We start from the raw sequence: 12,121 nt of genomic DNA, 5'->3' as shown, positions 1-12,121 counted from the left end.
CTATATAGCAAAACTGCAGTAAAATCTTTGCTATGAAAAAATCAACTCAACCACCAAGTACACTTGAAGAGCTTATGTCACGCGCTGAAGCAATGGCAGGCCTTACGCTAGGACAACTGGCAAACTACCATCAAGTGGAATCTCCCAAAGATCTAAAACGCCACAAAGGCTGGGTTGGCCAGTTAATTGAATTGGAACTTGGCGCCCTTGCAGGCTCAAGACCCGAACCCGATTTTGTTCACTTAGGGGTAGAGTTGAAAACTATCCCCGTTAACCAAGTGGGTAAAGTACTCGAAACCACTTACGTTACCGTTGCGCCGCTGACGAATATTCTCGGGCTAACTTGGGAGAACAGCGTCGTTTGCCATAAATTGCAATGTGTACTGTGGATCCCTGTTCAAGGCGCTCGAGATATCCCACTTGCAGAGCGTCAAATAGGTTCCCCCATATTGTGGCGTCCTTCCGTCGAAGAAACGGCATTATTGAAGCAAGATTGGGAAGAAATAATGGAGCTCATCGCCATGGGAAAAGTCGAAACTATCACCGCTCGCCATGGTGAAGTTCTACAATTACGCCCAAAAGCAGCCAATAGCCAAGTGCTAACCCAAAGTATTGACCACACTGGAGCAGTGTCGAAAACTAACCCTCGCGGCTTTTATTTGAAGACACAATTCACTCAAAATGTCCTTTCTGGGCTTATTTGAGTGAATTCCAACCCAAAACTCACATTCATTTGACTTAGATCACAAATACTACTGGAAATAGTAAGGTGATGTTCTATAGACTAGCGCCTCGTAAAAACAGTAGCAGTTGGATACCCCTTATACAGTGAGAGCACGTATACAAGCGAAGAAATTAGCTTTCGCTATTTTCGGTTGGACTGTAGCCATGGCGGCTTTCGTATTTTTCAGATACGCGCAGACGCCTGAACTTCCTCAGTGGGCCATTGGTTCTGCTGATTTAGCCACGCTTTCAATTTACATGGGGATTATTTTCGGCAGCCTGCACTGGATGTCTAACCTCATTGCTAACTTTAGTGCCATAAACCGCTTACCCTATGTCTTCTCCGTTCTCTTTAAAGGGCTGTTTCTACTGTTAGGAGCAACCACGCTCGCTTATATCACTCAGTATCTCAACATGTGGGCAATTGAAAACCACATGACAACCCTACGACAAATGCTCACGGCACACATTCTTTATAGTCCCGCTTTCCAAGCACTTATCGTTTACCTAGTTGTGGTCAGAGTGGGACTTGCCTTTATCGAACAAATGGCACTACTTGTGGGGCCGCGAGTGTTATTAAATATTGGCCTAGGCAAATACCATAAGCCACGATATGAGCAACGGCTGTTTCTTTATCTGGATATGGTCGCTTCTACCACTCATGCTGAATCACTAGGCGATTACCGCTTTAGCCGTTTGATCCAAGATAGCTTTAGCCTGTTAGCGGATACGGTGACCAACAACGAAGCCGAGATCTACCGTTATATGGGAGATGCAGTGCTTATCCATTGGCCACTTAAAGATGGGATTAAACAAGATCGCTGTTTTAATATCTATCATGAATTTTCGCAGCAACTTAGCTGGCAAAGACGCTATTTTGAAGAGCAATACGGTTTTGTGCCCAAGTTTAAAGCCGCAGCGCATTGTGGCCAAGTTGTGGCAGCTGTCGTTGGTGTTCAAAAACAAGAGATTAGCTTCTTTAGTGATGTACTCAATACCTTGGCAAGGCTACAAGATCAATGTAACCCTCTCGGCCAAAGAATGTTGATCTCTGGTTCGTTAAAGTCTCGTCTCGACTATGGCGAAACCCAATATAACCTCAACAACCTTGGGCCTATTAAGCTAAAAGGAAAACAGCACTCTATTGAAGTGTTTGGTGTTACCCCTAAAAATCCGGCATAAAAAAGCCGATATATCTATATCGGCTTGGTGTGAACTTGCAGTCTCGCTCAGAGGTAAACTGCGACTATCAATATTAAAGGTCTTTATTAAGCTTATTCAAGCAACTTTTGGATCTCTAAGCCTAAGGTTCTAAAAGTTAGAATGCGGCTTGATGTCTGACGCCAAACAAGGCCAATATCCCTATAAGGTGTTTCACCCGGTGGTGCCATCGTGATTAAATCAGTATTGCTTAAGATCCCTGCATCTATCGCCATTTGCGGTAAAAATGTGGTCCCTAGCTTGCAATTCACCATCTGCACTAACGTATGCAAACTTGTTGCCGCAAATGGGTTGATTTTAGTACTCTCACCTAACTGACATGCACTAATGGCATGGCCGGTAATGCAATGTTCAGCCTGCAATAAGAAGATACTCTCATCAGGTAAGTCTTGATAATCAATAGGCTCATGGATCTCGTCAGAAAGATCGGTATGCACCACCATTTTGAATGGGTCAATACCCACTTTCATACTATGGTAACCGCTAGTATCCACCGGTAACGCCAGTAGCAACAGATCCAGTTCACCTTTACCTAATGCGTCAACCAGCCTATCGGTTGTATCCTCTTTTAAAAAAAGGGTTAGATTCGGGTAGGTTTCTTTGCAATGCTGGACAACTCTGCTTAACAGAAACGGTGCAATAGTGGGAATACAACCTAAGCGAATTTCGCCGGTCATGGGCTCACCTTGATGCTTAACCAGTTCGACTAAATCATCAACATCCGTTAGTAATTTGCGTGAACGTAGTACAACCTCTTCACCAATCGCGGTGAAGATAAATGATTTATGGTCACGCTCAATAAGTTGATGCCCTAATTGCTCTTCAAGGTTTTGGATCCCACTTGAGAGCGTAGACTGGCTAACATGACAAATTTTAGCAGCGCGATTAAAATTTTGTTCTTGATGTAAATTGACCAAATAAAACAGATTTTTCAAACTCGGAAGATGTTTCATAAAGCAGATTACCAATGACGTTATTTATCGAAAGGTTCTATTTAACTCTACCACACTTTACCGAGCCTTCACTTTAAAAACGCCAACAGAGTGTGAAGCAACGCAAACTGTTTTACCAAATAGAATGAGCAGCATAATGCGTTTAAAAAAATGGCGCTGTTTAGTTACCTAAACAGCGCCATTTCAATATTTGGATCAAAGCTTATGCTTTAGATTCAAGATACTGCTTTAATTCTTGGAGGTCGTTAGAACCATGGTTAACAATTTCGTTTAGCCAAACCGAATGTTCATTCTCCCATGCTGCTTCTTCACCGTGTTGTAATAACTGTGCAAACTGTTGAATACGCTTTAAGCCAACAGAGCCAGCAGCTCCCTTAAACTTATGAGCTTCACTGCACAATGTGTCTTTATCTTTCGCTTCATAAGCGTTAACTAGATTGCCAATATATTCAGGCATTAGCTGCTCAAACAATACGACACTTTTAAGTAGCGTACCTGCGCCAATTGCACTGCAGTACTGCTCCAGTGTATTAAGATCCAAGATTGATTCTAATTCAGCTGCTGCCATCTAGGCACCTCTCAAAATGATTGCCGTGTATTTAAAAGACGATTTTACCACATAATACCCGCTAAAATGATAGGTGCAACAACTAGTGTCATATGTAGTTAAATTCGTTGGTTATTTAACCTTCCATTAACCTTTGATTAATCAAAAAACATCACCATTCGCTAAATATAGTGATTTTTACCAAGCGGTATTTAATATGCATTACAAATCGCTTACGCCATAGACAGTTAAGAGGTTGCTAAATGACTACCTTGCGCACCTTTGGCTTTTAAATCATCAACAATAGCCACTAAACCATCCCAGCGAAAAGCACACCAATCAGGTGCTAAAAGCATAGGTTTTTTAGCATAGGCTGTCACTCGATGAAAGATAATGTCTTTAGGAGTACGACGGATTAACTCTCCCACACTGTAGGCATAATCCTCTATGGCTAACAACTCCATTTTGTCATTCCGCCAAGCTTTAGCCATGGTGCTACCTTCTACAATATGCAAAGGGTGTAGCTTCAAGCCATCAACACCTGCTTCTAACACTTTATCTAACGTAGTGAGGTAGTCAGAATGCCCTTCTCCAGGTAAACCCAAAATCAAGTGTGTACAGACTTTAATGCCTTTTGCTCGGGCACGCTTTACCGTATCAGCATAAACCTCAAAATCATGGCCGCGATTGATCTTCTTTAAGGTTCTATTATTGGCCGTTTGCAAACCCAGCTCTAGCCAAACATCTAGCCCTTGCTGCTGATAATCAGCCAATAACGTTATCACTTCATCAGGCACACAATCAGGGCGCGTGCCGACACATAAACCGACAATATCACTGTCTTGTATCGCTTCATCGTATTTCTGCTTTAACACTAAATACTCGTCATAAGTACTGGTGTACGCCTGAAAGTAAGCAATATATTTCGAAGGTTTGGTTGATAACCTCTCACGGCCTTGGCTTAACTGAGCTTGTATCGACAACTCAGTTTTATGCTCATGGCTAAATGAGGCCACGTTGCAGTAAGTGCATCCACCTTTGCCAAGTGTGCCGTCTCGGTTTGGACAGGTAAATTTTGCATCAATTGTCAGCTTACGGATCCGCTCTCCATATCGCTGCTTACATACACTGCCAAACGTATTAACGTAACTATCCAAGCCCAAAGTAAATCACCTAACCTAAAAATTTGCGTCATTCTATTCATTTCCTCAATTCATTTATTAGCGCTAGCTCAAATAACCGTAATTTCATTGCAATCTTTATGCTGTACACATTAACTGAGAAACAACATCAGCTTATGCATAAATAGTCAGACCCCAAAGTGATTATCATTTCACTGTATTTGCAATAAAAATCACTTTCCTAAAATAGGTTACAATCGCCAAACTTGTTGCAAATACGTAAACCCTAATAAGTGTATAATTTAAAATTCTTTTTATTCATAAGGTTATACGGAGCATTTTACAGTTTACGTAAAGGTAAACCAAGTTAAACGAGCGTATTAAATAGTTAGACTCGTATAGATATTATGCAATAATTTGGTTTGACCTTTAGAGCGCTTAGGGTTAATTTGATTGATTCGGGTGAATATCTATAGATATTTTTTGCTTTATCTCCCGAGTAGTATCGGTTGAAGTTAGGGAGTGTACAAATGAGCTTATATCATCCAAGTTTTGAACGGGACAATTGTGGTTTTGGGCTTATAGCTCAAATGGACGGTGAAGCGAGTCACCGTATAGTACGTACCGCAATTCACGGATTGGACCGCATGAAGCACCGTGGTGGTATTGCCGCAGATGGGCGCACTGGTGATGGTTGCGGGTTATTAATGCAACTGCCGACGGAATTTTTTAAAGCAATTGCAGCAGAAAATGATTGGCATTTAAGCCGTCGTTTTGCTGTGGGTATGCTTTTTCTTAGCCAAGATGAAGAGCTGGCATCACAAACCAAGCATCTAATAGAACAAGAGCTACAGAAAGAAACCTTAAGTGTCGCTGGCTGGCGAGATGTGCCAGTTAACCCTGATGTATTGGGCCCTATCGGCAAAGCAAGTCAGCCGCAAATTGTTCAGGTACTCATTAACGCGCCTATTGGCTGGCGCGAAAAAGACTTAGAGCGTCGTCTCTATATGGCAAGACGCCGTGTAGAGCAGCAACTAAGCCACGATAAAGATTTCTATATTGCCAGTCTATCCGGGCAAGTCATCGTCTATAAAGGCTTGATGATGCCTGCAGATCTGCCATCATTTTATAGCGACTTAGCCGATATACGCCTGCAAAGCGCTATTTGTTTATTCCACCAGCGCTTCTCTACCAACACATCGCCAAAGTGGCCACTGGCGCAACCTTTTAGATATTTAGCCCACAATGGCGAGATCAATACCATTACCGGTAATCGGCAGTGGGCACGAGCCCGTGCCTATAAGTTTCACGCCCCGCTGCTGCCCGACTTGCAGCAAGCTGCGCCGTTCGTCAATGAAACAGGCTCAGATTCGTCATCATTAGATAACATGTTAGAGATGTTGCTAGCCGGCGGCATGGACTTGTACCGAGCAATGCGCTTGCTTATTCCACCAGCGTGGCAAAGTAATCCAGAGATGGATGCAGAATTAAAAGCATTCTATGACTTTAACTCCATGCACATGGAACCTTGGGATGGCCCAGCGGGCATCGTCATGACCAATGGTCGTCATGCGGCTTGCGCGGTCGACCGTAACGGTTTGCGACCATCGCGTTATGTCATCACTAAAGATCGTATTTTAACGCTGGCCTCAGAAGTCGGTATTTGGGACTACGCCCCAGATGAAGTGATTGAGAAAGGTCGCGTCGGACCTGGCGAGCTGCTGGTGCTGGATACCTTGAATGGTAAACTTTACTCTTCGTTTGAGATTGATAACGACCTTAAGCGTCGTCATCCATACAAAGAGTGGATGGCTAAAAACAGTAAAGTGTTAAAACCAGCGGAAGATTTTGGCCCTAACGAGCAAGGCTCACGAGAATACTCAGATGACCAACTACTGCAATATCAAAAGCAGTTTGGTTACTCACGTGAAGAGTTAGAGCAGGTCATTTGGGTTCTGGCGAAAAAAGGCGAAGAAGCAACGGGCTCTATGGGCGACGACACGCCTATGGCTGTGCTGTCTAAAAAGTCACGCACAATCTATGACTACTTCCGTCAAAAATTTGCTCAGGTGACTAACCCCCCTATCGATCCACTGCGCGAAAAACACGTTATGTCACTCACTACCTGCGCCGGTCGTGAGCAAAACCTGTTTAATGAAACCACCGGACATGCATATCGCGTGATGTTCAATTCACCAGTACTGCTTTTTAGCGACTTTAGTCAGCTAATGGCATTAGATAGTACTTACTATCGCGCAAACACTATCGATTTGAATTACGACTTGAGCGAAGGTCTTGAAGCCGCGGTTAAGCGGATCTGTGATGAAGCCGAGCGCTTGGCTAGAACAGGCACCACACTGCTTATCCTGTCAGATCGAGCCACCGCGAAGTCAAAGCAGGTGATCCCCGCAGCGATGGCTGTTGGCGCCGTGCAGCAAATTTTAGTGAACAAGAGCCTGCGCTGCGACACCAACATTATTGTTGAAACCGCATCGGCCCGCGATCCACATCATTTCGCGGTATTAATTGGCTTTGGTGCCACCGCTATCTACCCCTACTTGGTGTATGAGTGCATTTCAGATTTAGCTAAACGTAACGGCGTTGAAAACACTCGCGACCTAATGCTCAACTTCCGTCTCGGCATAGACAAAGGTCTACGTAAAATCATGTCTAAGATGGGCATTAGTACCGTCGCCTCTTATCGTTGTAGTCAACAGTTTGAAGCTGTAGGCCTCGCTGATGAAGTGGTCGAACTGTGCTTCAACGGTGTGATTAGCCGTATTCAAGGGGCGAGTTTCAAGTTGATTGAACAAGATCAACAACTGCTACACAAGAACGCCTTCAGAGCTCACCAACAACTGCCTCAAGGTGGATTGCTAAAATATGTTGAAGGTGGTGAATACCACTGCTTTAACCCTGATGTGGTCAATACCCTACAAGCCAGTCTTCGCGATCAAGATTACGGCAACTACAAACGCTTTACCGAGCTGGTAGATAACCGCCCGATTGCGACACTAAGAGACTTGATTGAAGTAAAGGGTGAGCTTGCCCCCGTTGATGTATCAACAGTGGAAGCCGCTAAAACACTATTCACTCGTTTTGACAGCGCAGCGATGAGTATCGGCGCACTCAGCCCTGAAGCTCATGAAGCATTAGCCGTAGCAATGAACCGCCTTGGCGGTCGCTCCAACTCGGGTGAAGGCGGAGAAGATCCACGCCGCTTTAACACTGAAGGTAACTCAGCCATTAAACAGGTTGCCTCAGGGCGTTTTGGTGTAACCGCACATTACCTGGTCAATGCTGAAGTATTACAAATTAAAATAGCCCAAGGCGCTAAGCCTGGTGAGGGTGGACAGCTCCCTGGCGATAAAGTCAGCGTTGAAATTGCCGCGCTGCGTAATGCGCGCCCCGGCGTCACGCTAATTTCACCGCCGCCACATCACGATATCTACTCTATTGAAGATTTAGCGCAGCTGATTTTTGATCTAAAGCAGATAAACCCTAAGGCCTTGGTCTCAGTCAAACTGGTTTCAGAACCCGGCGTCGGCACCATCGCCACTGGCGTGGCTAAAGCCTACGCCGATATGATCACCATATCGGGTTATGACGGCGGCACAGGGGCTAGCCCTATTACCTCGGTAAAGTATGCTGGCAGTCCATGGGAACTGGGACTTGCTGAAGTGCATCAGTCGCTAGTGACCAACGGCCTACGTCATAAAATTCGCTTGCAAGTGGATGGCGGTTTAAAAACCGGTAAAGACGTCATTAAAGCTGCGCTGCTCGGCGCTGAAAGCTTTGGTTTTGGTACCGTGCCTATGATTGCACTCGGTTGTAAATACCTGCGTATTTGCCACCTCAATAACTGTGCAACCGGCGTTGCGACGCAAAACAAACAGCTACGTAATGAGCATTACCACGGCTTACCAGAGCGCGTAATGACTTACTTTGAGTTTGTCGCCCAAGAGATCCGCGAGTACATGGCGGACTTAGGTGTTACCGAATTTGAACAGCTCGTTGGCCGTAGCGATTGGTTAGCGGCATTAGAGGGCGAAACCGCTAAGCAGCAAGGTTTAGATCTAACCCCAATTCTGTATCGCCCTGAAGTGCCAGCTGCATCGGCAGTCACATGGCGCGAAACCAATCCACCATCAGATCCAGGCACGTTAAATAAACGCCTAGTTGAAGATTGCAAAGAGGCTGTACTCGCGGGTGAATCTATTTGTGAGATGTTCAACATCAACAATACCGATCGCTCAGTGGGCGCCAGCCTTTCAGGTTATATAGCAACCCATATGGGTCGCGATGGGGCTAAATCTCCCATTATGTTGAAGTTTAATGGCAGTGCTGGCCAAAGCTTTGGCGTGTGGAATGCTCCAGGCCTCGAGCTAATGCTGTGTGGCGACGCTAACGATTACGTCGGCAAAGGCATGTCAGGCGGTAAAATTTGTGTTTATCCACCTTTAGGCAGTCCATTCAAATCAGAGCGTTCTACCATTTTAGGTAACACCTGTTTGTATGGCGCATCGGGCGGTAAATTGTTTGCCTCGGGTCAGGCTGGCGAGCGTTTCGCGGTGCGTAACTCCGGCGCAATTGCCGTAGTTGAAGGCTTAGGTGATAACGGTTGTGAATATATGACCGGTGGCATCGTTGTGGTACTAGGCTGTACAGGCGTTAACTTTGGTGCGGGCATGACGGGCGGCTTTGCTTATGTATTTGATCAGTTTGGCCGATTTAATCGCCGCGTCAATACTGAGATGGTCGACACTCACAAAGTAGAGTCCGCTATTCAGCAACAACATTTACGCGAGTTGATCGAGCAGCATGTTAAAGAAACCAACAGCGAACATGCCAAGATGATCTTAAGTGATTTTGAAAACTGGATAGATTGTTTTATTTTGGTCAAACCAAAAAATGTTGAGCTAAGCGATCTGTTAAAATTAGAGCCATCAGAACCTGCACTAGCAGTCAGAGCGGGGTAAATAAAAATGAGCAATGATTTTCAGTTTATTGAAGTTGGGCGTAAAGACCCCACTAAACACGCTGCCAAACAACGTGCTACGCAGTTTATAGAGATTTATCAACCTTTTGCTAAACAACAGGTAGTAGAGCAATCTGACCGCTGTCTCGACTGCGGTAACCCCTATTGTGAATGGAAATGCCCACTGCATAACTACATTCCTAATTGGCTGGAGTTAGCAAAACAGGGCCGTATTATGGAAGCGGCTGACTTGGTTCATGAAACCAATACTCTACCGGAGGTTTGTGGCCGTGTTTGCCCACAAGATAGGCTTTGTGAAGGTGCCTGTACGCTTAACGAAGAGTTCGGAGCTGTTACAATCGGTAATGTAGAAAAGTACATTACCGATACCGCAATATCTCAGGGATGGCGCCCTGATTTGTCAAAAGTCACTCCACGTAAAGAGCGCGTCGCCATTATTGGTGCGGGCCCTGCGGGACTAGGTTGTGCCGACATACTCGCCCGTAACGGTGTGCAAGCCATCGTTTATGATAAAAACGTACAGATTGGCGGCCTACTCACTTATGGCATTCCCTCGTTCAAGCTCGACAAAGAGGTGATGCAAGTTCGCCGTAACGTGCTTGAGGGCATGGGCATCGAGTTTAAGCTCGGTGTTACTGTCGGCAAAGATATCGACTTTAAAGAGTTGATTGAAAACTACGACGCGGTTTTTCTCGGCATGGGCACCTATACTGCGATGAAAGCGAACCTTGTAGGTGAAGACGCCCAAGGTGTTCATCAAGCGCTGCCGTACCTTATCGGTAACACCCATAACGTGATGGGCACTGAGTGTATCGATAACCCTTATCTAAGCCTTAAAGGTAAGCGTGTTGTGGTACTCGGTGGTGGTGATACCGCAATGGATTGTGTCCGCACCGCAGTGCGACAAGGGGCAACAACAGTCACTTGTGCCTATCGCCGTGATGAAGAAAACATGCCAGGCTCACGCCGTGAGGTTAAAAATGCGCGTGAAGAAGGCGTTGAATTTCTGTTTAACCGCCAGCCCAGTGAAATTAAAACCGTCGATGGCAAAGTGGTGGGTATCGAATGCATTGAAACCGAGCTCGGTGAGCCCGATGCCAGTGGTCGCCGTCGCCCAGTGCCAATTGAGGGCAGTGAACAAGTCCTTGAAGCTGACGCCATCATTATCGCCTTTGGTTTCCAACCAAGCCCGGCAAAATGGTTAGCTGATTTTGATATTGAGCTTAATGACTGGGGTTTAGTCAAAGCGCCGAAAGTCGCCGACAACCCATTCCAAACCAGCAACCCTAAAGTCTTTGCTGGAGGCGATATGGTCCGAGGTTCTGATTTAGTCGTTACCGCGATAGCCGAAGGACGAGATGCCGCACTCGGCATTCTCAACACCTTCGAAGATTAAGTTCTAGGTTGTAGCTTAAGTCCAACAGTTTGTGATTGGCGCTCCGAAAGGAGCGCTTTTTTTTTACTTGTACGCCGTAACTCATCTTTGGTCAAAAATGGCTTAGGAATTCAGCCTAATCTCATCACTAGTTGATAGAAGGTAAAGTTTACTCTGACCCCACTTATTCTAGTTGCACAAATATGATTGAAAGAATAGCTACTGAAAAAGACAAATAAATTAGCATTCCGAACCAATAGTAACCAGGTAACTCAGAACGCTTGGAAACAAAGCCTTTAACTTCGATTTCACCTTTGTTGAACGCATACAAACAGTAAGTTAATGCTAATAGTGCTAGCGATACTAAAAAAATTGTTGCTACAAAATCACCGTAGCCTTCGACTTTTGGAGCAAAAACCGCTGCACTAAATGTTGCAATGCAAACTAAAATGAAAACGGTTTTTAATAGACGCGAACAATTCAATTTAGATACACCTAACGCCCCCATAAGCCGTGAGCAATGCTGGCACAATTTGTTGCGCCTTTTGTTCTTTGCAACCAATGTGATAGCGATGGAATCGGAATTCATGGGCTTGTTATAAACCCAGCCACTATTGTATTAGTGAACTATAAAATCCCGATCAGTTTCACCACTGCAACAAAAACAAGCCCCAACGCCATAACCTTTGGTAATTTTAGGTGCTTTTCTTTCGCCCAGTTTAAGGCTGGTGAAGTTTTAGAAGTGGGTGAGTAACCCCCAAAATGTAATGCGCCGACCAAACTTATTCCAATTACGACGACACTATTTATTGGTTCTGAAAACACTCATCTCACCTCGGGCTTATAACGCCCTAATAATGGGCAAAAAATAGTTGGTTAAAATGGCGACGCAGGAGCAAAAACCAACTGTTTTTTGTCCTGATTGATTTGCTTGTTAGTGCTACTCACTCTCCAACATAGCTCCAAAGTTATTCCACTTTTCAAGGACTAAATTATTTAAGGAGTTAGATACCGCATCGATAGATTGCCCAACAAAGGCTGCTGCAGTGTTAAAACCTTGTACGCTTGAATTAACTTCTATTTGCATTGAACCTTGCCCGAATGCATGAGAAACACCATCTATTGGATTAGTGTATCCTTTAAATAAACCACGGAAAAAACCACTTGAACCTGAATTACTTT

10 protein-coding genes are annotated in these 12,121 nt (G+C 44.8%); 4 read left to right on the top strand and 6 right to left on the bottom strand.

The window, feature by feature from the left end; genetic code table 11:
* Positions 1-32: 32 nt before the first annotated feature.
* The gene (gene mutH / locus CXF82_RS09110; RefSeq protein ID WP_101090498.1) at positions 33-704 is read left to right on the top strand and encodes a DNA mismatch repair endonuclease MutH; all 672 of its coding nucleotides are present in this window, start codon (positions 33-35) and stop codon (positions 702-704) included.
* A 124-nt stretch (positions 705-828) separates the two neighbouring features.
* Entirely contained in the window at positions 829-1,905 is a 1,077-nt protein-coding gene (locus CXF82_RS09105; protein WP_101090499.1) for an adenylate/guanylate cyclase domain-containing protein, read from the top strand.
* A gap of 92 nt (positions 1,906-1,997) precedes the next feature.
* On the opposite strand, the gene oxyR is transcribed toward CXF82_RS09105, so the two are convergent.
* The 3 genes from oxyR to CXF82_RS09090 form a co-directional block, all read right to left on the bottom strand.
* Entirely contained in the window at positions 1,998-2,897 is a 900-nt protein-coding gene (gene oxyR, locus CXF82_RS09100) for a hydrogen peroxide-inducible genes transcriptional activator OxyR (protein ID WP_101090500.1), read from the bottom strand.
* 202 nt (positions 2,898-3,099) lie between these two features.
* Entirely contained in the window at positions 3,100-3,465 is a 366-nt protein-coding gene (locus CXF82_RS09095) for an Hpt domain-containing protein (protein WP_101090501.1), read from the bottom strand.
* Positions 3,466-3,692: 227 nt separating this feature from the next.
* Positions 3,693-4,607, bottom strand: coding sequence for a tRNA modification radical SAM protein MnmL/YtqA (locus CXF82_RS09090; RefSeq protein ID WP_102044057.1), 915 nt, complete (start codon positions 4,605-4,607; stop codon positions 3,693-3,695).
* Positions 4,608-5,095: 488 nt separating this feature from the next.
* Between CXF82_RS09090 and gltB the strand changes: the two genes are divergently transcribed.
* Both gltB and CXF82_RS09080 read left to right on the top strand, forming a co-directional pair.
* Complete coding sequence (gltB, locus tag CXF82_RS09085) at positions 5,096-9,544, top strand: glutamate synthase large subunit (RefSeq protein ID WP_102044056.1); 4,449 nt, start codon at positions 5,096-5,098, stop codon at positions 9,542-9,544.
* Positions 9,545-9,550: 6 nt separating this feature from the next.
* Positions 9,551-10,960 carry an FAD-dependent oxidoreductase gene (locus CXF82_RS09080; protein ID WP_101090504.1) on the top strand — a complete coding sequence of 470 codons (1,410 nt, stop codon included), beginning with the start codon at positions 9,551-9,553 and terminating at the stop codon, positions 10,958-10,960.
* Between the two features lie 163 nt (positions 10,961-11,123).
* Here CXF82_RS09080 and CXF82_RS09075 read toward each other — a convergent pair whose 3' ends face one another.
* From CXF82_RS09075 to CXF82_RS22295, 3 genes are all read right to left on the bottom strand, one after another.
* Positions 11,124-11,447: a hypothetical protein gene (locus CXF82_RS09075; RefSeq protein ID WP_102044055.1), complete on the bottom strand. Its 324-nt coding sequence runs from the start codon at positions 11,445-11,447 to the stop codon at positions 11,124-11,126.
* Positions 11,448-11,566: 119 nt separating this feature from the next.
* Positions 11,567-11,764 (bottom strand): hypothetical protein, encoded by a 198-nt coding sequence (locus tag CXF82_RS22300; protein WP_180961190.1) that lies wholly within the window; start codon positions 11,762-11,764, stop codon positions 11,567-11,569.
* Between the two features lie 115 nt (positions 11,765-11,879).
* Positions 11,880-12,121, bottom strand: a 242-nt coding sequence (locus CXF82_RS22295) for a hypothetical protein (RefSeq protein WP_219621778.1), incomplete at its 5' end; no start/stop codon positions are given.

Origin of the sequence: Shewanella sp. GutDb-MelDb (genome assembly GCF_002836075.1) — a bacterium.
GTDB lineage: Bacteria > Pseudomonadota > Gammaproteobacteria > Enterobacterales > Shewanellaceae > Shewanella.
This window is presented reverse-complemented; position numbering and strand designations above follow the sequence as displayed.

What these genes read in the sequence shown, in the direction of transcription:
- mutH (WP_101090498.1), top strand. Translation starts at nt 33, where the DNA reads ATGAAAAAATCAACTCAACCACCAAGTACACTTGAAGAGCTTATGTCA.
- oxyR (WP_101090500.1), bottom strand. Translation starts at nt 2,897, where the DNA reads ATGAAACATCTTCCGAGTTTGAAAAATCTGTTTTATTTGGTCAATTTA.
- CXF82_RS09095 (WP_101090501.1), bottom strand. Translation starts at nt 3,465, where the DNA reads ATGGCAGCAGCTGAATTAGAATCAATCTTGGATCTTAATACACTGGAG.
- gltB (WP_102044056.1), top strand. Translation starts at nt 5,096, where the DNA reads ATGAGCTTATATCATCCAAGTTTTGAACGGGACAATTGTGGTTTTGGG.
- CXF82_RS09080 (WP_101090504.1), top strand. Translation starts at nt 9,551, where the DNA reads ATGAGCAATGATTTTCAGTTTATTGAAGTTGGGCGTAAAGACCCCACT.
- CXF82_RS09075 (WP_102044055.1), bottom strand. Translation starts at nt 11,447, where the DNA reads ATGGGGGCGTTAGGTGTATCTAAATTGAATTGTTCGCGTCTATTAAAA.